At 67.4% G+C, this 22,955-nt stretch carries 17 protein-coding genes; 7 read left to right on the forward strand and 10 right to left on the reverse strand.

Annotated features, from left to right (window positions below):
* Positions 1-72: 72 nt before the first annotated feature.
* The 4 genes from AC6IW9_RS09675 to chpT all read right to left on the reverse strand — a co-directional run bounded on the left by AC6IW9_RS09675 (position 73) and on the right by chpT (position 4,437).
* Positions 73-438, reverse strand: a complete 366-nt coding sequence (locus AC6IW9_RS09675; RefSeq protein ID WP_497771969.1) for a response regulator — start codon at positions 436-438, stop codon at positions 73-75.
* Positions 435-968 (reverse strand): chemotaxis protein CheW, encoded by a 534-nt coding sequence (locus AC6IW9_RS09680; RefSeq protein WP_497771974.1) that lies wholly within the window; start codon positions 966-968, stop codon positions 435-437. The genes AC6IW9_RS09675 and AC6IW9_RS09680 overlap by 4 nt, the downstream gene beginning before the upstream one ends.
* Positions 965-3,517 carry a hybrid sensor histidine kinase/response regulator gene (locus AC6IW9_RS09685; protein WP_497771976.1) on the reverse strand — a complete coding sequence of 851 codons (2,553 nt, stop codon included), beginning with the start codon at positions 3,515-3,517 and terminating at the stop codon, positions 965-967. Before AC6IW9_RS09685 ends, AC6IW9_RS09680 begins: the two co-directional genes overlap by 4 nt.
* 233 nt (positions 3,518-3,750) lie before the next feature.
* Positions 3,751-4,437 (reverse strand): histidine phosphotransferase ChpT, encoded by a 687-nt coding sequence (gene chpT, locus AC6IW9_RS09690; protein ID WP_497771979.1) that lies wholly within the window; start codon positions 4,435-4,437, stop codon positions 3,751-3,753.
* 225 nt (positions 4,438-4,662) lie between these two features.
* On the opposite strand from chpT, the gene AC6IW9_RS09695 reads away from it, so the two are divergent.
* Positions 4,663-5,586, forward strand: coding sequence for an extensin-like domain-containing protein (locus AC6IW9_RS09695; protein WP_497772487.1), 924 nt, complete (start codon positions 4,663-4,665; stop codon positions 5,584-5,586).
* 81 nt (positions 5,587-5,667) lie between these two features.
* On the opposite strand, the gene AC6IW9_RS09700 is transcribed toward AC6IW9_RS09695, so the two are convergent.
* The gene (locus tag AC6IW9_RS09700) at positions 5,668-10,002 is read right to left on the reverse strand and encodes a DEAD/DEAH box helicase (RefSeq protein ID WP_497771981.1); all 4,335 of its coding nucleotides are present in this window, start codon (positions 10,000-10,002) and stop codon (positions 5,668-5,670) included.
* A 230-nt stretch (positions 10,003-10,232) separates the two neighbouring features.
* On the opposite strand from AC6IW9_RS09700, the gene AC6IW9_RS09705 reads away from it, so the two are divergent.
* The 4 genes from AC6IW9_RS09705 to AC6IW9_RS09720 all read left to right on the forward strand — a co-directional run bounded on the left by AC6IW9_RS09705 (position 10,233) and on the right by AC6IW9_RS09720 (position 15,294).
* Positions 10,233-12,494: a response regulator gene (locus tag AC6IW9_RS09705; protein ID WP_497771982.1), complete on the forward strand. Its 2,262-nt coding sequence runs from the start codon at positions 10,233-10,235 to the stop codon at positions 12,492-12,494.
* Between the two features lie 86 nt (positions 12,495-12,580).
* On the forward strand, positions 12,581-13,702 hold the full coding sequence (locus AC6IW9_RS09710; RefSeq protein ID WP_497771983.1) for a sensor histidine kinase: 1,122 nt from the start codon (positions 12,581-12,583) through the stop codon (positions 13,700-13,702).
* 157 nt (positions 13,703-13,859) lie between these two features.
* Positions 13,860-14,363, forward strand: a complete 504-nt coding sequence (locus AC6IW9_RS09715) for a YciE/YciF ferroxidase family protein (RefSeq protein ID WP_497771984.1) — start codon at positions 13,860-13,862, stop codon at positions 14,361-14,363.
* Between the two features lie 22 nt (positions 14,364-14,385).
* Entirely contained in the window at positions 14,386-15,294 is a 909-nt protein-coding gene (locus AC6IW9_RS09720; RefSeq protein WP_497771985.1) for a manganese catalase family protein, read from the forward strand.
* Here the strand turns inward: AC6IW9_RS09720 and AC6IW9_RS09725 are convergent.
* The gene (locus tag AC6IW9_RS09725; RefSeq protein ID WP_497771986.1) at positions 15,269-16,138 is read right to left on the reverse strand and encodes a dimethylarginine dimethylaminohydrolase family protein; all 870 of its coding nucleotides are present in this window, start codon (positions 16,136-16,138) and stop codon (positions 15,269-15,271) included. The two genes, AC6IW9_RS09720 and AC6IW9_RS09725, sit on opposite strands and share 26 nt — an antisense overlap.
* A 239-nt stretch (positions 16,139-16,377) precedes the next feature.
* Positions 16,378-17,607 carry an ornithine--oxo-acid transaminase gene (gene rocD / locus AC6IW9_RS09730; protein WP_497771987.1) on the reverse strand — a complete coding sequence of 410 codons (1,230 nt, stop codon included), beginning with the start codon at positions 17,605-17,607 and terminating at the stop codon, positions 16,378-16,380.
* Positions 17,608-17,827: 220 nt separating this feature from the next.
* On the opposite strand from rocD, the gene amaB reads away from it, so the two are divergent.
* Together amaB and hglS are read left to right on the forward strand one after the other, a co-directional pair.
* On the forward strand, positions 17,828-19,363 hold the full coding sequence (amaB, locus tag AC6IW9_RS09735) for an L-piperidine-6-carboxylate dehydrogenase (RefSeq protein ID WP_497771988.1): 1,536 nt from the start codon (positions 17,828-17,830) through the stop codon (positions 19,361-19,363).
* A 199-nt stretch (positions 19,364-19,562) separates the two neighbouring features.
* The gene (gene hglS, locus AC6IW9_RS09740; RefSeq protein ID WP_497771989.1) at positions 19,563-20,930 is read left to right on the forward strand and encodes a 2-oxoadipate dioxygenase/decarboxylase HglS; all 1,368 of its coding nucleotides are present in this window, start codon (positions 19,563-19,565) and stop codon (positions 20,928-20,930) included.
* 16 nt (positions 20,931-20,946) lie between these two features.
* On the opposite strand, the gene AC6IW9_RS09745 is transcribed toward hglS, so the two are convergent.
* The 3 genes from AC6IW9_RS09745 to AC6IW9_RS09755 form a co-directional block, all read right to left on the reverse strand.
* Positions 20,947-21,381, reverse strand: a complete 435-nt coding sequence (locus tag AC6IW9_RS09745; RefSeq protein WP_497771990.1) for a DUF2023 family protein — start codon at positions 21,379-21,381, stop codon at positions 20,947-20,949.
* Positions 21,360-21,842, reverse strand: coding sequence for a flavodoxin FldA (gene fldA, locus AC6IW9_RS09750; protein WP_497771991.1), 483 nt, complete (start codon positions 21,840-21,842; stop codon positions 21,360-21,362). The genes AC6IW9_RS09745 and fldA overlap by 22 nt, the downstream gene beginning before the upstream one ends.
* 600 nt (positions 21,843-22,442) lie before the next feature.
* Positions 22,443-22,844: a DUF1398 domain-containing protein gene (locus AC6IW9_RS09755; protein ID WP_497771992.1), complete on the reverse strand. Its 402-nt coding sequence runs from the start codon at positions 22,842-22,844 to the stop codon at positions 22,443-22,445.
* Positions 22,845-22,955: the final 111 nt, after the last annotated feature.

Here is a 22,955-nt window from a genome sequence, read left to right on the forward strand (position 1 = left end):
GCAAGGCGCGTCCAATGGTCGATGGCCGCATTTCACTCATACACGGAACTCGTCGAAAGGCGGAGCCGGCCCTCAGATGAAGCCGATCTCCTCGAATTTGGAGCGGACGATCTGCTGGTCGAAGGGTTTCATGATATATTCGTCGGCGCCGGCGTCGATCGCCGCGGCGATATGGCCGGCCTCGTTCTCCGTCGTGCAGAACACGACCTTGGGCTCGCGTCCGCCGGGCATGCGCCGCAGCTCGCGCAGGAATTCGAATCCGTCCATCTCCGGCATGTTCCAGTCGAGCAGGATCGCGTCCGGCATGGCGGCGGCGCAGGCGGCGAGCGCCTTGCGGCCGTCGCAGGCTTCGCTCGTGCTGAACTCCAGACCTTCGAGAATGCGTCGTGCGACCTTGCGGATCACCGCCGAGTCGTCGACCACCAAAATCTGTTTCATCTTTCTCCTCCTCCCGTGGCCTCTCTCTGCTGAGCGGCGTCGGACTGTCTGGACATGCGCTTGAGCAGAACGTCTATGTCGAGGATCGGCAAAAATCCGTCGCCGACTCGGTAGCAGGCGTTGGTCGCCTCGGCCAATTGCACGCCGGCATGCGTCGGATAGGCGATCCGGTCGCGTTCGTCGCAGGTCACGACGTCGCCGGTTTCGTCGATGAGAAGCGCATATCTCTCGCCATGCTGCTCGATTCCGACGGCGAGGGCGCCCGGCGCGCGGTCGACCTCGCCGTCGAGCTTGAGGCAGCGGTCGAGATGAAGCGCGGTCACGATGCGCCCGCGCAGATTGGCGAGGCCTGCGACCTCCCGCGGCGCGAGCGGCACCGGCGTCAGCGCGTCGATATGAAAGATCGTCTTCACGCATTCGACCGGCAGGCCGAAAGTCTGGCCGCGCACCTTGATGGTGAAGTTGCGGCTCTGCTCGGCGGCGTCGAAGGCGCGGTCGCCGCCGCGTCGACCATGAACGGGGCCCGTCATGCCGCGAGCTCCGATATGATGCGCAGCTCGATGTCGCGCGGCGCCGTTTCCGCGGCCTCCAGCAGGCGGGCGACGCTGTCGAGCAGCGCGCGCCGGTCGAACTTGCCCGCGACGGCGGCGATGCCGCACGCCTCGGCCGCCGCCAGCACGCTCGGCGTCGCCTGGGCGGCCAGCGCCACGATCGGAAGATCGGCGAGGCCGGGAAGCCGATGCAGCGCGCGGGCGAAATTATAGCCGTCCATCTCCGGCATGTCGGTGTCGGTGACCACCGCCTGCACGACGAGCCCCTTGTGCAGAAAGGACAGCGCCTCCTGCGCCGAGCCGGCGGAGGTCACGTCATAGCCGGCCGCGGCGAGTATAGGCGCCAGCATGTCGCGGAAGAACGCCTTGTCGTCGACCAGCAGGATCTTGAGCCGCTTGTTGACGCCGCGCGCGACGGCGGCGGGGCAGGCGATCCGCATGAAATGGGTCGCGTCGAGGAATTCGACGATGCGGCCGTCGAGCTGGATCGAGCCCAGCACATGCGGCGCCGCGCTCTCCCGCTGCAGATCGAGATATTCGTCGGTCACGTCGACGATTTCCTCGACCATCAGGCCCATCGACTGGCCCGCGCCCGAGATCACGAGGATCGGGTAGGATTTCCGGTCGAGCGCGACTTCCGCGGTCGCGGGCATCACCGGCAGGAGGCTGTCGCGATAGGCCATGACGAATGCGCCGTCGGTCGCCACCAGCCGTTCGCGCTCCACCTCTTCTATGCGCAGCACGAGCGACAGCGGTAGGGCCTTCAGCGAGCCGCGGCCGGCGCGCACCAATATGATGCGAGTCTTTTCCTGAGGCGGAACGAAGACCTCGAGCCCTTCCGCCGGTCTCGACAGATCTTCGGCGAGGCGCGTCAGCCCGGCTCGCTCCATCAGCGCGGAAGGGTCGAGAATGAGCACCACCGAGCCGTCGCCGAGAATGGTCTGGCCGGAGAATACGCCGAGCCGCGCCAGCGTGCTGACCAGCGGCTCGATGACGATCTCCTGGACATCGGCGATCGCCTCCACCAGCAGCCCGAACCGCGCGAGGCCGACGCGCAGCACGACGACGAAGCCTTTCTGCGGCGGCTCGCCGTTCTGGCGGCGCAGATCGAGCGTTCCGGCGAGATCGAGCAGCGGCAGCACGTCGCTGCGCAGGCGCAGAACGGCGGCGTCGTTGATGTATTGAATGGAGTGCTCGAAGCCGACGCCGACGCCGACCAGTTCGACGACGGTCATTTGCGGAATAGCGAAGCGCATGCCGCCGCACGCCAGGATCAGCGCCGGCGTGATGGCGAGCGTCAGCGGGATGCGCAGGGTGACGACGGTCCCCTTGCCGCGGCGGGAGTTGAGCGTGATCGCGCCGCCGATCGACTGGATGTTCTCGCGAACGACGTCCATGCCGACGCCGCGGCCCGAAACCTTGGTGACGCCTTCCGCCGTCGAGAAGCCGGGCGCGAAGACGAGCTGGAACAGGTCCTGGTCCGCGAGCTTGGCGATGTCCGGCTCGGCGATGAGGCCATTCGCCAGCGCCTTGGCGTGAATCCGCTCGACATCGAGCCCGCGGCCGTCGTCGGCGATGTCGATGGTGATCTGGCCGGCGTCATAGGCGGCGCGCACCGTGATGAGGCCGGCCTCGCTCTTGCCCGCGGCGACGCGTTCGGCCGGCGATTCGAGGCCGTGGTCGGCGCAGTTGCGGATGATATGGGTGAGCGGCGCGCGGATGATCTCGATCACTTGGCGGTCGAGTTCGGTGTCGGCGCCTTCCGTGTTCAGCGCGATCTTCTTGCCGAGATCATGGGCGAGATCGCGCACGAGGCGCGGCAGCGTCGCGAACAATCGGCCGACCGGCTGCATGCGCGCGCTCATCACCGCATCCTGCAGATCGCTGGTGATGCTCGACAGTGTCTGCACCGTGCTCGTCATCGCTTCGTCGCTGCGCGTTCCGGACAGTTCGAGGAGCCGGTTGCGTGTCGAGACGAGCTCGCTCACTATGCCCATCAGCCGGTCGAGCACGCTGACCGACACGCGCACGGTCTCGCCGATATGGCCGGCGCCGGCCGCGTGCGCCTCGGCGCTCGGAAGGGGAGGCTGTGACGTCGCGCTCGTCTCCGCTCGCGCTTCCGCGGTCTCGCGCGGGCGCGTCGCGTCGGTCCGCGCCGAAGTCGTCGCCTGTTCGAGCGCGGCGATCAGATCGCCGTCGTCGCCGGCGGGCTCGTCCTCGGACTGGCCCATCTCGGCGAGAATGCCTTTCAGCCGGTCGACGGAGGCGAAGACCAGGGTGATGTGGGAGGGGGCGACGGGCGCGCCGTCGCGCAAGGCGCCGATCAGCGCCTCGGTCGCATGGGTGAGGCGCCCGACGCGCGGCAGCTTCAGAAAGCCGCTCGTGCCCTTGATCGTGTGAATGTGCCGGAATAGGCTGGCGATGAGCGCCTGATCGCTCGGGTCCTTCTCGAGCTGAACGAGCTCCATCGTCGCCGCGTCGACGTGCTCGGTCGTCTCGACTAGGAAATCGCTCAGCAGTTCGTCCATGGCGTCGCCTCTGGCCGCGCTCGCGGCAGTGACGACCTACATGACGCATTCGGGTTAAGAGATTTGAAATCCGATCGTCGAGCCGAACCGCCGCCGTGCGGAGCGGTCGACGATGTTCGAGTGCGCCGTGATAGCGAGCGGAGCGAAGCGACCCAGAGCCGTGGGGCGGCCTCTGGAGCGCTTCGTCGCTGCTCCTCCGCAATGACGGCGGCGGCGAACGGACGAAAACCGTATCAGGCGTCGATCTCCGCCTGCTCCTCGGCCGAATTGCGCATGCGGGCGGCAGGCCGGGCGACGATGGTGACACGGTCGGCCTCTGCGGAAATCTCCACCGAAAGGCCGCTCGCCTCGGCGACGAGGCCGGCGTAATAGGCCTGGATGGCGCGCGCGTCGACGGCGTCGTCCTCCGGCGTTCCGGCGAGCAGGGCGGGGACCGCCGCCGCGACCCGCGCATTCGGTCCCTTGGCCTCGATAGTGAAGGAGACGTCCTCCTCCTCGCCGGACGAGGCGACGCTGATGACGCCTCCGCGCGGAATCGTGGCGTCGGCGATCAGGCACAGATTGAGCAGCAGCTTCACCTTGTTCTTCGACATCAGCACGCGCGGGACGCCCCATTCGAGCTTGGTGCGCTCGTCGGCGATGAGCTGGCGGGTCACATGCTCGGCGTCGCCGGTGTCGATGGCGGCGCCCTTGGAGCCTGCGGCGCCGAAGGCGAGGCGGCAGAACTGCAGCCGCGCGGAGGCCTCGGCGGCGCTCGATTTGATGAGGGCGAGGGCGTGGCCGCGCATCTCGGCGTCCTTCTCCTCCTCGAGCACTTCGAGCCCATTGACGATCGCCCCGACGGGAGAGATGACGTCATGGCAGACGCGCGAGGAGAGAAGAGCCGCGAGATCCATGGGGTCGAGCGCGAATTTGGTCATGAAGCGATCCAGCCTTCCGCGAGCGCGGGATGTCGGTCGATGATCCGCTTCAGGCCGGCTCCGGCGGAGCGCGGGCCGAGCGAATCGCTCGCGCGAATGGTAGCGAGGCCAGGCGGGAATGGGAAGCAGAGCGCTGGCCGGTTCGGCGGCGAAGGTCGATCGGACGCGTCTCGTTAACCACATCTCTCGACCGGGCATTAACGATCCGCCGCCATTGTCGTGGGCATGGCGCCCCGCGTTTCTCCCTATGCGCTCGTCCTGCTGACCCCGCTCGCGCTGGCGGCGCTCACGGGCTGCTCCTTTCTGGCCAAGCCGGAGAGGCCGGCTTGGCGCACCCAGGCGGAGAACGCCTGTCTCGCCGAGAAGCGCGTGCAGCCCTCCGCCTATGCGCGCATCGTCGAGGAGATCGACGGGCCCGGGATTTGCGGCCTCACCCGGCCGTTCAAGGTTACGGCGCTGCAGAACGGCGCGGTCGCGTTCAACGCCACGGCGACGCTCGATTGCTCCATGGTCGCCGAACTCGACCAATGGCTCGCCGAGATCGTGCAGCCGGCGGCGCAGGCGCGCTTCGGCCAGAACGTCGCCCAGATCAATTCCATGGGCTCTTATTCCTGCCGCGGCATGAATGGGCGGAGCGGCGCGCCTCTGTCGGAGCATTCCTTCGGCAACGCCCTCGACATCGGCGGCTTCGTGCTCGCCGACGGACGCGAGATCTCCATCGTGCGCGACTGGACGCGCGGCGACGAGCCGACGAAGGATTTTCTCGCCGAAGTGCACGGCGGCTCCTGCCGGCATTTCACCACCGTGCTGGCGCCGGGGTCCAATCCCTTCCATTACAATCACATTCATGTCGATCTCGCGATGCACGGCCGCGGCGGGACGAAGCGCATCTGCAAGCCGGCGCCGCGCGACGTCGCGCCGCCGCCCGGAGAGCCGCTGATCGCCTCCCACGGCCCGATCGACATCGACACGGATCTGCCGGGCCCGCCGCCGCGCGCCGCCTTCGACATTCAGGCCTCGCGCGGCGGCGGGGACGGCCTCGCCATAGCGGCGCCGCCACCGCCGCCGCGCCCGCCCGCGCGAGCTTTCGCTCCCGAGAGCGGTGCGAAGGATTGGGAAGTGACGTCGAGCATCCGGCCTCGGCGGTAGACGCGCGCGCCGCTCCGCGAGAGCTTTGTCCGCGCGTTCCGAGAGACGCCATATTCCGCGCATGACGGAGCAGTCCTCCGCTCACGCCAGATCGGCCATCTGCCCCCGCGCCGCGGAGCGCAACAGCCGTTTCTCCGCCTCCCATTGCATCGTCTCGTCGAGGCTGCCGAAAAATTCGATTCTGCCGCCGGCGAGGGCTGCGACTGGCAGCCCGTCGCGATAGAGCAGGCGGTTGCCGGTGAGTGCGGCGAGCTTCGCCCCCGGAGTCAGCACGCCGATGAGATTGAGCGGATCGGCCGCCGAGAGCGAAACGAATTCGCCCGAGGCGGGGCGCCGGCGAATTTCGCGCAACAGGCCCACAGCCTCGGGAAGCGCATATTGCTCGCCGGAAAAGCCGGCGACGAAGCGCCCGCCGCGAATTTCGCCGCGCGCCTCGAGCCGGCGATAGACGCGCAGGAGATCGCGCCAGGGCGGCAGGGCGCCGGCCTCGCGCGCCAGCAGGCGCCAGAACACGACGCCATAGCGGCGCAGCAGAGCGAGAGCCGCATGCTCCACGGCCGCCGCCCGCGCCTCCGATCCCGCGTCGGCGGCGGCGCGGCGGATCGGCGACCAGCGGCCGGCGCTTTCCATGCCGAAGGAGAGCACGCGGCCCTTGCGCCGCGCCGCGCCGTCGATCGGCTTGCGCTTCTCCGAAGGCACGAGCAGCGCCCGCAATCCGCCGAAACTGTCGGAGGTCACGAGACCGAGCGCGGAGAGCTCGCCGAGCGCCGTCTCCAGCTCCGTGCGCAACAAGCGCGACGCGTCGGAGAGCTCGTCGAAGAACAGCGCGCCTTGGTTTCGCAGCGCCTCGAGCGCGGCGAGCGCGCGAGCGCTCGGCTGCGGCGCTTCGGCGGGCGACGCCGCGACCGACATCCAGTCGCCGAGCCGGCGGCGCTCGACGAGCGCGATCGGCGAGCTTCGCACCGGCGTTCCGGCGCGGCCCTTGGCGGCGGGGGGAGTCAGCCGCGCCCAGGCGGTGCGCCCGGAGAGGCACAGCCGATCGAGATAGGAGGGCTCGTAATCGGAGAGCCGCGCCGGCAGGATTTCGGTCTCCCACGCGCCCGCCGGCGCCTCGAAGCCTTCGAGCCCGTCGAGCGCGACGTTCAGAGCCTCCGGCCCTTCCAGCCGCGCATCCTCGGCGACATGCTGCCAGTCGAGCAGGAAGCGCAGGAAGTCGCGCGCGGCGACCGGCTCGATCTCTGCGCGCAGGCGCTTGATCGTATAATGATGGATGCGCGCGAGCAGGCGGCGGTCGCACCATTGCGCCTCCTCGGCGCCGGGCAGGAAGCGCCCGCGCATGATCGTGCCCTCGGCCTCGAGCGCGAGCAGAGCGGTGGCGATATCCGCCGGCGCGAGGCCGAGCGCCGCGGCGAGCGAAGCCTCGGCGACGGGGCCGAGGCCCTCGAGTCGTCCGCGCAGGATTTCGATGAGCGCCTGCTCGGCCGACCAGAGTTGCGTTTCGCCTTCGGGCGGCGCGATCTTCGGCGCGAGCCGCGCCTTCGGCCAGACGGCGCGGAACTGGCTCAGCCGCTCCGCCGCGATCCACAATGTCGTTCGCGCGGTTTCGAAACGCGTCGCGCGCCTGTCGCGCGCCAGCGCCGAGAGCCAATCGGCCCATTGCGGCGCGGCGGCGGCCTCCGCCTCGGTCAGGCAGCCGATCCACAGCAGCGCGTCGTGCAGCTCCTCGGCGTCGGCCGGCTCGGGCCAGGCCTCGGATCTCACGCGGTCGATCGCTTCCCCGTCGAGGCGGCCGAGGTCGGAGGCGCTCTGCGGATCCTGCCAGCGGCGCGCCATCACCGCCTGGGCGCGGCGCTCCTCGAGCGGCGCATCGTCGAGAAAGGCGTAAGGCCGCGCCGAGAGAACTTCCAGCGCCAGCGGCGAGGGCTGCGTCAGATCGCAGGCGACGACGCGCATATCGCCCGCCTCCAGGCGGCGAAGCAGTCGTTCGAGCCCGTCGATGTCCATCGCCTCGTGCAGGCAGTCCCAGATCGTCTGATCGGTCAGCGGATGCGCGGGGATTTCGCGCTCGCCGACGATGTTTTCCGCGCAGGCGATCTGATCGGGAAACACCGCAGCGACGAGATCCTCCGCCTGCATGCGCAGAAATTGCGGCGGCGTCTTGCGGCCGCCCTGGTAGCGCGGCAGGGCGAGCGATATGCCCGCCGTCCAGCGCCAGCGCGTCATGAACATGGGCGCGGCGAGCATCGCCTGCACGAGAACGCCGCGCACGCTCGCCGAATGCAGATAGCGCGCGACCTCCGCGAGCTCGAAGCTGTGCGCCGTCGTCAGCGAGAGGAGGATATCGTCCTCGGTCGCCGCCGCCTGCAGCTCGAAATTGAACTTGCGGCAGAAGCGCTTGCGCAGAGCGAGGCCGAAGGCGCGGTTGACGCGTCCGCCGAAGGGCGAATGCACGACGAGCTGCATTCCGCCCGCTTCGTCGAAGAAGCGCTCCAGAATGAGCGCGTCCTGCGTCGGCAGCGCGCCCAGAGCGCCGAGCGCCGCGGAAAGATAGTCGACGAGCTGCTCGGCGGCGGGCGGCGAGACCCCGACCTCCTCCATCAGCCAGCGCAAAGCGGCGCCGCCGCCCGCATCCTCGCGCAGCCTGGCTTCGATCGCGGCGCGCAGGCGCGAGACGGAAAACGACAATTCATCGGTGCGCGCCGGCGCCTCGCCGAGCCAGAAGGGAATGGTCGGCGGCTGGCCCTCCGCGTCCTCGACGCGCAGCACGCCGCGCTCGACGCGTTGGATACGATAGGAGGCGTTGCCGAGCTGGAAAATATCGCCGGCCATGCTCTCGACGGCGAAATCCTCGTGCACCGTGCCGACGATGTGATTGTCGGGCTCCAGAAGCACTTGGTAATCCGCGGTCTCCGGGATCGCGCCGCCCGAGGTCAAAGCCGTCATGCGCGCGCCGCGCCGCCCGCGCAGAACATGATTGACCGCATCGTGATGGATGAGCGCGCCGCGCCGTCCGCGCCGCGTCGCGAAGCCTTCGGCGAGCATGCGCACGACCGCGTCGAAATCCTCGCGCCCGAGATCACGATAGGACCAGGCGCGGCGGAAGCGCTCGTAGAGCGCGCTCTCCGGCCAGCCCTGCGCCGCGACCTCGGCGACGATTTGCTGCGCCAGCACGTCGAGCGGATGCGGCGGAACGGAAAGGCGGTCGAGCTCGCCGCGCCGTACGCAGTCGAGCAGCGCCGCGCATTCGACGAGATCGTCGCGCGAGAGCGGAAACAGCCGTCCCTTGGGCAGGCCGCCGACGACATGGCCGGAGCGGCCCACGCGCTGCAGAAAGCTCGCGATCGAGCGCGGCGAGCCGATCTGACATACGAGCGTGACATCGCCGATGTCTATTCCGAGCTCCAGAGAAGCGGTCGCGACCAAGGCTTTCAATTCGCCACGCTTCAGGCGCTGTTCGGCGGCGAGGCGATGCTCCTTCGCCATGCTGCCGTGATGCGCCGTGACCGCGGCGTCGCCCAGCCGATCGGACAGTTCGCGCGCGATGCGCTCGGCGAGGCGCCGCGTATTGACGAAGACGAGGGTGGTGCGATGCGCTTCGATCAGCGCGGCGAGGCGGTCGTAGACCTGCGTCCAGACCTCGGCCGACATCACGGCTTCCAGCGGCGCGCCGGGAACCTCGATCGCCAGATCGCGCGAACGGTGATGGCCCGAGTCGACGATCGCCGCCTCACAGGCCGGCGCGCCGTTCGGCGCCGCGCCGACGAGGAAATGCGCGACGGTCGAGATCGGGCTTTGCGTGGCCGACAGGCCGATGCGCGACAGTTTGTCGCCGCAGAGCGCGGAGAGGCGCTCGAGCGTCAGCGCCAAATGGGCGCCGCGCTTGTTGGGCGCGACGGCGTGAATCTCGTCGACGATGACCGTGCGCGCCGTCGCCAGAGTCTTGCGGCCCGACTCCGATCCCAGGAGAACATAGAGCGATTCCGGCGTCGTCACGAGAATATGGGGCGGGCGCCGTCTCATGCGCTCGCGTTCCGAAGAGGGCGTGTCGCCGGTGCGCACGAGGGCGCGAATCTCGACGTCGGGAAAGCCTGAAAGTCTCAGCTTCTCGCGCACGCCGGCGAGCGGCGCCTCGAGGTTGCGGCTGATATCATTGGACAAAGCCTTGAGCGGCGACACATATACGACGCGCGTCTCGTCTTCGAGCCGCCCCTCGAGCCCGAGGCGGACGAGATCGTCGATCGCCGCGAGAAAGGCGGCGAGCGTCTTGCCGGAGCCCGTCGGAGCGGCGATCAGAATATTTCGTCCGGATTTGATTTCTGGCCAGGCTTCGGCTTGCGCTGGCGTCGCATTGCGGAAATGATCGGCGAACCACGCCGAAACCGCCGGATGAAAAAGGTGAGAGAGGTGCATGGCCATCAGGAGAGGAAACGCCCCCGACGCCGCGCGGACGATGCGCTCGGGCGGAAGACCAATGGCGAGATGTAATCCTCGTCACGAGACGACACAAGGCCGCGCGCGCCGTCGCCGGCGCTCGCGGTCGTGAGCCTCGTGGATCGCGCGATCTCGAAGCTTCGAGGCCGGCGCCGGCGACGAGGCGGCTGACGGAAAGCGATGCGCGGACTCGTCACCATTGCCGGGGGAGGTCAATGCGGAACAGGTTCATCGACAATTCGGCTCCGATCTACGTCGGCTTTGCGATGCTCGCGGCGTCGCTGTTCGCGGCCTTCGCTTTCGTCGGCAAGCAGTCGGCCGAATATCGAGGCGTGCGGCAGCTGATCGCCGAACGCAAGATGCAGCGCGAGCTGCTGGTCTCGCTCCACGCGGCCGAATCCGGCCAGAGAGGCTTTCTGTTGACCGGCGACCGCTCTTATCTCGAGCCTCATGAGCAAGCGCGTGCGCAGATCGACGGCGATTTCGACGCCCTGGCGAAGGCGGGCTCGGAGGACGAGCGCGACGCGATGGCGGAAATCCGCAGGCTCGCGGACGAAGAGCTGCGCGAGCTGAAGAAGAGCATCGATCTTCAGATGGAGGGTCGTCGCGACGAGGCTCTGGCGCTCGTCCGCGAAGGCCATGGCAAGGCGCTGATGGAGCGGATCCGCACGGCGCTCGACGCGATGATCGCGCGTCAGCAGAAGCTCATCGACGACCAATCGCGCGATTTCGAACGGAGCGGCGGGCTGCTGAGGTTCGGCGCGGCCGTCGCTCTGGCGATGACGATGGTGGTCGGCGCGGCCGCGATCGCGCTGCTGCGCAGCCAAGTGGAGGCGCTCGCCGCGGCGCAGTCCGATTTGCGCGCCGCCAACGAAGCCCTGTCCGCCGAGGCGGCGGAGCGCGAGACCCTCGCCGAGCAATTGCGGCAATCGCAGAAAATGGAGGCGATCGGCCAGCTCACGGGCGGACTCGCGCACGACTTCAACAATATGCTCGCCGTCGTCATCGGCAGCGTCAATCTCGCCAAGCGGCGCCTCGGCGGCGATCAGGCGGACGCCGTCCGCTATCTCGACAGCGCGCTCGAGGGCGCCGAACACGCCGCGACGCTCACGCATCGGCTGCTCGCCTTCTCCCGCCGCCAACCGCTCGCGCCCGAGCCGCTCGATCCCAACAAGATGGTGTCGGGAATGGCCGAGATGCTTCGCCGAACGCTCGGCGAACAGGTGCATCTCGAAGCCGTCTTCGCCGGCGGCCTATGGCGCGCCTTCGTAGATCCGAGCCAGCTCGAGACCACGATCCTCAATCTCGCGCTCAACGCGCGCGACGCCATGCTCGAAGGCGGCAAGCTCACCATCGAGACGAGCAACGCTTATCTGGACGAGGAATATGCCGCACGCGAGGTCGGCATTCCGCCCGGCCAATATGTGCTCGTCGCCGTCACCGACACCGGAACCGGCATGAGCCGCGAGGTGATCGAACGCGCGTTCGATCCCTTCTTCACGACCAAACCCGCCGGCCGCGGCACCGGCCTCGGACTGAGCCAAGTCTACGGCTTCGTTCGACAGTCGGGCGGCCATGTGAAGATCTATTCGGAGCCGGGCCATGGCACGACCGTAAAAATCTATCTGCCGCGCCATCACGGCGTCTCGGAGGCGTCGGATACGCCCACGCCGCATGCGCGGACGACGCCGCGCGGCGAAAAGAAGGAGACCATTCTCGTCGTCGAGGACGATGTGCGCGTCCGCTCGCTCACCACCGACACGCTGACGGAGCTCGGCTACAGCGTGCTCGAAGCAGAGAGCGCCGCAGCCGCTCTGCGCCAGCTCGAGATGAACCCGAATGTCGATCTGCTGTTCACCGATGTCGTGATGCCAGACGCGAACGGCCGCCATCTCGCCGACGAGGCGCGTCGTCGGCGACCGCAGCTGCAGATCTTGTTCACCACCGGATACACGCGCAACGCCGTCGTGCACAATGGCGTGCTCGATCCCGGCGTCGAGCTGATCGTGAAGCCCTATTCGATCGATCGGCTGGCGCGGAAGGTGCGCGAATTACTCGACCGCCGCGAGGCCGGCGCGGAGCCGCCGGGCGCCGCAGGACTGAAGATTCTCATCGTCGACGACGATAACGCCGTCGGCGAGGCCATGGCCGAGCTGCTGAGGCTCGACGGTCATGACGCACGGATCGCCACGAGCGGCGAAGAAGCCATCGCCCTGGCGCAGAGCTTTCGGCCGGAGATGGCGCTGCTCGATCTGAGCCTGCCCGGTATGGACGGCTATGAGACGGCGCGGCGAATTCGCGCTGTTCCCGAGGGGCGGGATATTCTGCTGGTCGCCTCGACCGGATCGGGCGGCGAGACCGTCCGCCTGCGCTGCGAAGCCGCCGGCTTCGACCAGCATCTCGTCAAGCCGACCGATCTCGACGCGTTGAAGAGACTTATCGACGCACGCCGTCTCCGCCCCTCGCGTTCGACGTGACACGCTCCCATATAGCCGTCACATCACGATCTGCGAAGCGACGCCTCGGTCGGGGCGCCGCCGCGGTCGCGTGACGGAAAGCGGCGATGTCGAATATGACTCCCGAGCAGCTGCGCATGGTCGTCGAGACCGCATTCGCGGCCCGCTTGCTGGTCGACGCCGACGATCGGATCGTCTACGTCAATCAGGCCGCCGAGGACATGTTCGGCTTTTCCGCCGGAGATCTCGTCGGCGGATCCGTCGATATTCTGCTGCCGCCCCGCGTGCGCTCCTTTCATCGCGACGTACGCGAAGCCTTCTATCGAAGCCCGAGCCGCATGATGATCGGCCTCGATCGCGATATCTTCGCGATCCGCAAGAATGGTTCCGAATTCCCCGTGCATGTCGGGCTCGCGCCCATCCGGGACGAGAAGGGCGATCTCTTCGTCGCGGTCACGGTCTTCGATGTTTCTCATCACAAGGAGATCGAGCGCCAGCTCGTCGAGCGCGCGCGCGAATTGGAGCTCGCCAACGAGCGTCTCGCGCGCTTTGCCTATATCGCGTCGCATGACGTGCAGGAGCCGTTGCGCAAGATCGCGGCCTTCGCCCAAATGATGGACCAGGCGCTTGCGCGCAACGATGTCGCGGAGGCCGCGCATGCGAGCCGCGTGGTGCGCAGCTCTGCGCTGCGGGCGCGCGAGCTGGTGGACGGTTTGCTCACCTACTCGAGGCAGGTGTCGACGCCGCCGCGATTGGAGGCGCTCGATCTGCGCAGCGAGATCGAAGCGGTCGCGTCGGATTTTTCCGAGCTCATTCGACAGACCGAAGCGGAGGTGACCATTGCGATTCCGTCGGGCGTGGAGGTGAGAGCGGACAAGGCGCAGTTCGAGCGCTGCCTCGCGAGCCTCTTGTCCAATGCGATCAAATATCGCAAGCCGGGCCGGCGGCCGCGCATCGCTTTTTCCGTCGCGCAGGGAGACGAACTGCGCCTCTCGGTCGTCGACGACGGCATCGGCTTCGAGCCGAAATACGCCGAGGCGATCTTCGAGCCGCTGAAGCGTCTGCACCGCTTTTCGCAATATCCCGGCGCCGGCGTCGGGCTCGCGCTGTGCAAATCCACCTGCGACCGGCACGGCTGGCGTATCGAGGCGGCTTCGCAGCTTGGCGCCGGAGCGACATTCACCTTGTCCATTCCACGCGAAGCGCCGCCCACGATGGGGCTGCATTGATCGCGAAGCGCCGCAGCCGCTCCACGAGACGTCGGTGGGCGCAAATGAGCCGCTCGGCGCGGAACCAGAAATAGTCTCGCGGGTTGTCGTGCGCGGCGAGTGTCGTCGCGACAGTCGGGAGCTCCAGGCTCCCGGGTCCGAAGAAGGGGATGGTCTCATGGGCCTGTTCACTCGCGACATCCACAATCTGGACGAGCTGTTCCTTCACCAGCTGAAGGACATGTATTATGCGGAGCATCAGATCCTGAAAGCGCTGCCGACGATGGTCGACAAAGCGACCGCTCCGCAGCTGAAAGAGGCGCTCGATACGCATCGGCGCGAGACGGAGCGTCAGGTCGAGCGTCTCGACGAGGTGTTTCGCATGGCGGCGAGCGCGCCCGAGGGCGTGAGCTGTCCGGCCATCGACGGCATCATCGCGGAAGCCGAGGATGTGAGCGGCGAAGCGGCGGATCAATCCGTGCAGGATGCTGCGATCATCGCTTCCGCTCAGGCCGTCGAGCATTACGAGATCGCTCGCTACGGAACCTTGATCGCCTGGGCCGAGCAGCTCGGCAAGGGCGACTGCGCGCGGCTGCTCGCGCAAAATCTCGAGGAGGAGAAATCGGCCGACAAGAAGCTCACGGCGCTCGCCGAGCAGCAGATCAACCGACGCGCCGCCTGACGGCGCGCGAAAGAGAGGGTCCATGTTCACGCATAACAAGAAATTGCAATATACGGTTCGCGTGTCGGAGTCCGATCCGGTGCTCGCGAGCCTCATCCTCGAGCAGTTCGGCGGACCGCAGGGCGAGCTCGCGGCGGCGATGCGCTACTTCACCCAGGCGCTCGCCGAGGAGGACGCCGGGCGCAAGGACATGCTGCTCGACATTGCGACCGAAGAGCTCTCGCATCTGGAGATCATCGGCAGCATCGTCGCCATGCTCAATCGCGGCGTCAAGGGCGAGCTGGCCGAGGCGCGCGAATCGGAGGCCGAGCTCTATCGCTCGCTCACCAAGGGCGGCGACAGCCACACCCAGGCGATACTCTACGGCGGCGGCCCGGCGTTGACCAATTCGTCGGGCGCGCCGTGGACCGCCGCTTACATCGACACGATCGGCGATCCGGCCTGCGATCTGCGCTCCAATATCGCCGCAGAGGCGCGGGCGAAGATCATCTACGAACGGCTCATCAACATCACCTCAGATCCCGGCGTCAAAGAGACGCTCGGCTTTCTGATGACGCGTGAGATCGCCCATCAGATCTCTTTCGAGAAGGCGCTCTACTCGATCGAGAAGAACTTTCCGCCCGGCAAGCTGCCCGGCATGCGCCCGTTCAGTAATCTCTATGTGAACACGTCGCAGGGCGAGGGCGACGCCGACGGGCCGTGGAACCGCGGCGCGCAATGGGAGCGGCTCGACGATGTGGTCGGCGCCATTCCGCTCGGCGGCGGCGACGGCGGGGCGAGCGTCGCGCTCGACTCGAACGAGGAGCGCGACGTGAAGACTTTCGCGGCGCGGCTCGAGTCCGATCCCGCCTCCAATCCGATGACCGGAGCGGAGCTCGGCGGCGACGGCCACAAGCGTGGCGGGGCTAAGGCTCCGCGAGCTTCAAGGTGAGGCATTTCGCAGCGCCGCCGGCCTTCATGAATTCGGACAGCGGCGTCAGCACGGGCGTGAAGCCGGCGGCGACGAGGCGCTTCTGCAGCGCCAGCGAGGCGTCGTTCACGACCACCGCGCCGTCGAGATCGACGGCGTTGCAGGAAAAGCGCATGGCGTCGTCCTCGCCGATCTCGATGCGCTTCTCGCGTGGCGTCTCCCGCTCGATCGCCGCGAGCGATTCGTGGTCGAAGGCGGGCGGATGATACATCAGAAAGCCGCCGGAGAGCGGGCAGAAACAGGTGTCGAGATGATAGAAGCGCGGATCGACGAGCCGCAGGCCGATCGTTCTGCGCTGGAACAGCTTCTCGAGCGTCTGCGGCGCTGCTGCGTCGGAGCGCATGCCATAGCCGCACCACACGAGCGGCTGCGCGCGATCGAGCAGAGCGTCGCCCGCGCCTTCGAACGCGACATCTTCCGGCCAGGGCGCGAGGCGAATGCCTCGCGCGGCGAAGAAGGCGCGAAACAAAGGCTCCTCGGCGCGCCGCTGCTCGGCGCGAAAGCGGCTGACGACCGCCGTGTCGCCGATGACGAAGCCCGCGTTGGCGGTGAACACCATGTCGGGCAGTCCCGCGGCCGGCGTGACGAGCTCGATCTCGGCGGATTGCGCCAGCGCGCGGCGCAGAGCGTTCCATTGTTCGCGCGCCAGCGAGCGCGTCGCCTTGCCGATCTGGCGCTCCATCCACGGATTGATGACGTAGCGCACGTCGAAATCGTCCGGCGCGCACATCAAGATGCGCTGCCCGGCGCGGCGCGCTTCATGAGCGCCGGCGTTCTGCGCCAAAGCGGCGAGCGGCTTGGTCATCTCTCGTTCCTCTCTCGGTCCTTGCTCGGCATATGTTTTATTCGCCGACCGTCGACGCGCGTCCCTTCTCCCACTCGTGGGAGAAGGTGGCCCTCGTCAGCGAGGGTCGGACGAGGGCGCCTGTGGTTCGACGAATTTTGCGGCGCTTCACATTGCGGGCCCTCATCCGACCCGGCTTCGCCGGGCCACCTTCTCCCGCAAGCGGGAGAAGGGAGCGCCCTTAGTTCATGCGTTCTCGCTCAGCCGACGGCGCGGCGCGGCGCGCGGCGCGCGACCATTTCGGCGAGCGTCTCCTCGAGGCGATCGAGCGCGAAGTCGAGATCCTCGCGCGCGATGACGAGCGGCGGCGATAGACGCACGACCTGCTGATGCGTCACCGTCGACAGCACGCCCTTTTCGCAGAGCCGCTCGCAGATCTCGCGGCCGGTCGCATAGAAAGGATCGATCTCGACGCCGGCCCAGAGGCCGATGCCGCGCGCCTCGCGCAGAGCCGGGCTGTCGATCGCGCGCAAACGGTTCAGCATATGCGCGCCGAGATCGCGGCTGCGCTCGACGAGCTTCTCGTCGCGCATCACATGCAGCGCCTCGAGCGCGACCGCCGCGGCGAGCGTGTTGCCGCCGAAGGTCGAGCCGTGCGAGCCGGGCGTGAACACATCCATCAGCGCGCGCGCGCCGACGAAGGCCGATACGGGCAGCACGCCGCCGCCGAGCGCTTTGCCGAGCATCACGCCGTCGGGCTTCACCTTCTCGTGCTGGAACGCGAACCAGGCGCCGGTGCGGCCGAGCCCCGCCTGCACCTCGTCGACGATGAGCAGCAGGCCGCGCTCGTCGCAGAGCTTGCGCAGGCCGGCGAGCCAGCCCTTGGGCGGCACGATCACGCCGGCCTCGCCCTGCACGGGCTCGACCATGATCGCGACCGTGTTCGGTCCGATCGCCTGTTCCGTCGCGGCGAGATCGCCGAATGGAACGGCGTGGAAGCCCGGCGCGAAGGGGCCGAAGCCGTCGCGATAAGAATCCTCCGACGAGAAGCCGATGATCGTCGTCGTGCGGCCGTGGAAATTGCCGGCGGCGACGATGAGCTCCGGCGCCGCCAGCCGTCGCACGCGATGACCGTAGCGGCGCGCCGCCTTGATCGCGGTCTCCACGGCTTCGGCGCCCGTGTTCATCGGCAGGGCGACGTCGAGCCCGGTGAGCGCGCAGAGCTCGGTGAGGAATGCGTCGAGACGATCGTCGAAATAGGCGCGCGACGGCACGGCGAGGCGCTTCGCCTGCTCGGTGAGCGCGGCGAGGATGCGCGGATGCGCATGTCCATGGCTGACGGCGGAATAGGCGCTCATCATGTCGACATAGCGCCGGCCCTCCACATCATAGAGATGCGCGCCTTCGCCGCGCGTCAGCACGACCGGCAAAGGCGCGTAGTTGCGGGCGCGGTGCGGATTGTCGCGTATGTCTTGCAGTTTCGCGTTCATGAACAAACGACCTCGCTTTCTCGAGCTTCTCGCAGCCTCCGCCTCCACGATTCTTCTGCGGGCGATCGGCGGCGGCTCCCGCCGTCGCGGCGTGCAGGAGCGATTGCATAGGGGCGGAGCGCGTCGATCGGACGCTCCGGCGATCGATTGCAAATACATCGAACGCGAGCTATTTGCGAGACAAATAATCCACTGGACGGGCTCGAAGGAAAGAACAATCATGGATAAGCCAACGAATCCCTGCGGAATCACGGCGAATGCCGTAGACATTCTCGTGAAGCTCAACGTCGAGTCTGAGCTGTTCGAGCGCGGAAAGCTACAGTCGCGTTCGTCCGTCACCGGCGAAGTCATCGCTCGTGTGAAGACGAGCGATAACTCTGCTTTGGATCTGACGATCGGCGCAGCCGAGGCCGCCTTCCGCCGCTGGCGCATGGTTCCGCCGCCGCGCCGTGGCGAACTGGTGCGGCTCCTGGGCGAAGAGCTGCGCGCCGCAAAGAACGAGCTGGCGCAACTGGTGACGATCGAGGCCGGCAAGATCGCCTCCGAGGCGCAGGGCGAAGTGCAGGAGATGATCGACATCTGCGATTATGCCGTCGGCCTCTCGCGCCAGCTCTATGGGCTGACCATCGCCACTGAGCGTCCGGGCCATCGCATGATGGAGACCTGGCATCCGCTCGGCGTCGTCGGCATCGTCACGAGCTTCAATTTTCCGGTCGCGGTCTGGGCCTGGAACGCCGCCATCGCGCTCGTCTGCGGCGACGCTCTCGTGTGGAAGCCGTCGGAGAAGACGCCGCTGACCGCGCTCGCGACCCAGGCTCTGTTCGAGCGCGCGGCGAAGCGCTTCGGCGAGGACGCGCCGAGGGGGCTTTCCGGGCTCGCCATCGGCGGACGCGAGCTCGGCGAGGCGCTCGTCGACGATCGCCGCATCCCGCTCGTGTCGGCGACGGGCTCAACCGCCATGGGCCGCGCCGTCGGTCCCCGGCTCGCGCAGCGCTTCGCGCGCTCCATTCTGGAGCTCGGCGGCAACAACGCCGCCATCGTCTGCCCCTCGGCCTCGCTCGATCTCGCCGTGCGCGCCATCGCCTTCGCGGCGATGGGCACGGCCGGCCAGCGCTGCACGACGCTGCGGCGGCTGATCGCGCACGAGTCCGTCTACGATCAATTGCTGCCGCGCCTGCACGCCGCCTATCGCACGGTGGCGGTCGGCGATCCGCGCGAGGCGAAAAATCTGGTCGGTCCGCTGATCGATGAAGACTCTTATCGCCGCATGCGCGACGCACTCGCGGAGGCGCGCGATCTCGGCGCGCGCGTCACCGGCGGTGAGCGCATCCTCTCCGATCGCTATCCGGGCGCGTTCTACGCGCGCCCTGCGCTGGTGGAGTTGCGCGAGCAGGCGGGGGTCGCGAAACGCGAGACCTTCGCGCCGATCCTCTATGCGATGCGCTATCGCGAGCTCGACGAGGCGCTTTCGATGCAGAACGAGGTCGCGCACGGCCTCGCCTCGTCGATCTTCACCAATGATCTCCGCGAGGCGGAGCGCTTCCTCTCGGCGGAAGGCTCCGATTGCGGCATCGCCAATGTGAACATCGGCCCCTCGGGCGCCGAGATCGGCGGCGCCTTCGGCGGCGAGAAGGAGACCGGCGGCGGACGCGAGGCGGGCTCCGACGCGTGGAAGGCCTATATGAGACGCGCGACCAACACGATCAATTATTCGAGCGCGCTGCCGCTCGCGCAGGGCGTGCAGTTCGATCTGTGACGCGACCGTCGCCGAATGCGCCACGCCCTCATCCTTCGAGGCTTCTCGCGGAACGCGAGAAGCCTCGAAGGATGCTCCAGAGGGCGGCCGCTTCGACCCTTCGAGACGCCCGCTGCGCGGGCTCCTCGGGGTGAGGGCGTTGGACTGCGAAGGCGTATGTCGTCGAAATGCTCTCGCTCCAAACTCCGGAGGACCGGCCATGACGCAATTGGTATCCGCCGACACGATCCGCGCGATGTTCTCTGCGGAAATGACGCAGATGTATCGCGCCGAGGTTCCGCAATATCAAAAGCTCGCCCATATCGTCGCCGAGGTCGACGGCCGGGCGCTCGCCGCGGACGAGACGCTCGAGGCGCAGCTGCGGCGCGCCGGCCGCTACGATCTCATCGGCGTCGAGCGTCACGGCGCCATCCGGGTCGGCCGGCCGGAGGAACTGTCGGGCCTCAGGCGTCTCTTCGCCGTGATGGGCATGACGCCGGTCGGTTATTACGATCTCTCGCCGGCCGGCGTGCCCGTGCATTCCACCTGTTTCCGCCCGGTGACGGAGCAGGCGACGCGCATCTGTCCTTTCCGCATCTTCACGTCTCTGCTGCGTCCCGAGCTGATCGAGGACGAGGACTTGCGCCGGGAGGCGCTCGCGATCCTGGAGCGTCGGCGCATCTTCACGCCGCGCTGCGAGCATCTGATCGAGCTCGCCGAGGCGCACGGCGGCCTGAGCGAGGCGCAGGCGATGGAGTTCGTGCATGAGGCGGTGGAGACGTTCCGCTGGCACAAGCAGGCGAAGGTCTCGTCCGACGTTTATCGCAAATTCCTCGCGGCGCATCCGCTCGTCGCCGACGTGGTGTGCTTCCATGGTCCGCACATCAATCATCTCACTCTGCCTTCGCTCGACATCGACGCCGTGCAGCAATCCATGGTCGAGCATGGGCTCGATCCGAAATCGATCGTCGAGGGTCCGCCGCGCCGGCGCGCGCCGATCCTGCTGCGGCAGACGAGCTTCAAGGCGATCGAGGAGACGGCGCGGTTCGACGGCGAGGAGGGCGCGCACAAGGCGCGCTTCGGCGAGATCGAGCAGCGCGGCGCCGCGCTGACCGCCGAGGGCCGCGCGCTCTATGACGAACTGCTGGCGCAAACGCTCGCCGCCGCGCCGCCGGACAGGACGAGCCCGGCCGACTACATGCGCGAACTGGCGCGGTGCTTCGAGAATTTCCCCGACGATGCGGAGGCGCTGCGCCGCCGCCGCCTCGCCTTTTTTCGCTACGCGCCCGCAGCGGGCGCTCGCGCCGGCTCCGGACGCGGCGACCTCGACGAGCTCATCCGCGACGGCCTCGTGCGCGCCGAGCCCATCTTCTACGAGGATTTTCTACCTGTGAGCGCGGCCGGCATCTTCCAGTCCAATCTCGGCGAGGGCGGCCGTCGCGAACTCGCCGCGAACGCCGCCCGCCCGGCCTTCGAGGAGGCGCTCGGCGCGAAGGTCGCCGACGAGCTGGCGCTCTATGCGCAATCGGAGGAGGCGTCGCTCCGCGCGACGCTCGAGGCGCTGGGAACGGCGGCGGTCTCGATGTGAGGGGCGCGGAAACGCGTCACTCCGCCGCGGACGGGAGCCGCGTCGGCGCGATCCGGCGGGAGCGGGCGAGAAAGCGGCGGCACTGCTGCTCGCAATCATAGCCGAGCAGCGTGCCGAGCATGAAGTCTTCCTCCGCCGTCAGCGTGTTGAGAGGGCGCGTCACCAGCGAGCGCGCCACGGCGACGAAGGCCGGCCGGCCGAAGAAGAGATTGGCCTTCGCCGAGCCGAGCTCCTGCACGAAGCGGTCGATGCCCTGCGTCTCCAGCCGGTCGAGCGCCACGGAGAGTTCGCGGCGGTTGATGGTCATCAGGAACAGCGCACGAACGCCGCGGCTGTATTCATAGATGTTGTGATGGAGAAGCCGCAGCACCGGCGCCGCTTCCGCGGAGCGCCGGGTGAGGGAGGGGAGCGGCTGTGCCGCTTCCCCGCTCAGAGCAGCTGGCTCAGCCATGCAGTCACTCGTTTCTCGGTCATTCCGGACTGTGTGTCGAGATCGAGGGCGAGCCCCACGAATTTGCCGTCCCGCTCGGCGGTCGAGCCGACATAATCGTAGCCCTTCGTGTCGGTGAAGCCGATCACCTGTGCGCCGAGCGCGGTCACCTCGTCATAGAGTATGCCCATGGCGTCGACGAAGGAGTTCGGATAGGTCTGCTGGTCGCCGGTGCCGAATAGAGCGACTTTCTTGCCCTTCAGATTGGCGCTGCGCAGCTTGTCGATATTGTCCTCCCAATCGGTCTGCAGGGTGCCGTCGCCATAGGTCGGCGAGCCCAGGATCAGCAGATGACAATTCTCGAAGTCGTCGGCCGTCGCATCTTTTATATCGACCGAACGCCCCTGGCATTTCTTGGAGATGCGCGACGCCACGCCCCGCGTCGCCCCACCGTCGGAACCGAAGATCACCGTTATACTCATGTCCTCACCTCGTCAGTTTGGAATTGGAACAAATGGAAATTCGTCGCTGCATCGCAAAAAATACGAAATATGATCGCGCGATCGGAGACGCGCCACGAAACGAGACGGAAGAATATTGCGCCGCAACCTGGTTGTAAATGACCGGATTTTCGAGAATTATTACAATCTACGCCGTCTATATTGTATTCGTTCCAATTGTAAAAGAAGAGCGGAGAGCATCCGGGCTCGGGACCTCCCCTCCCGGCGTTCTCGAGCGGCGAGATTCAGGCTGGCGTCGGGATCACGCACGAGCGCGATCCCGAGCGCGCGCCTGATCGAAGATGGCTCGAGCAGGTGGCGGGGACCTCGATGTGCTCGACATGGACGCCCACGTCTTCCGCCGCTGGGCATGGCCAATGCGTTGCAAGCCGGACCGGATGGTCGAAGATGCGACGATCGCCGCGACGGCGATCGTCCATGGGGTCATCGTGGTCTCGCGCAATGAGAGGGTTTCGAGGCGCTGGAAGTCGAAACGCCCGAACCCGTTCGAGCCACGAACGACCGTTTCGCAGGCGAGAGCCCTGCTCGGCATGCACGAGATTGTCGAGGAACGACTCCCCGCTATCGAGGGAAGAGCTCCACATGCGTCTCGGCGGTGCGGCCGAAATAGACTGCGCGGCGACCAGAGAACGACACCACATAGCCGGCGCAGCCGCCGGCCATGATCTTTGCGCAGAACCCCGAATAGGTGTAGCCGGGCGCGGATCGTTGCGCCTCTCTGATCGCCGCCACGAGAACGCCGACATCCAGCGCCGCGGCGATCGGCGTTCGATGGCGATGCGTGGGAAACGCGACGCTTTCGCCGTCCGGCAGGTAATAGATCGCCGTCGCGCGACGGAAGTCGATTGCATAGCTCTCGAACCCCGCCTGCATCAGCTCGCCCACGATTTCAGGAAAATTCTTGCTGTCCCTTTCGGCTGCATGCAGACAGCCTTCGGCGATTTCCGAAAGTCGGGCCTCCATCGGTCTACTCCGGTTCGAAAGCGTTCAGTCGAGCGACATTCTGGTCGGGCCGAGACGCGCGACGGTTTTCCGATGACGCCCGGGACGTTCTTCCGGCGTCTGCGACGGCCG

It is taken from the genome of Methylosinus sp. shoA, from assembly GCF_059718125.1.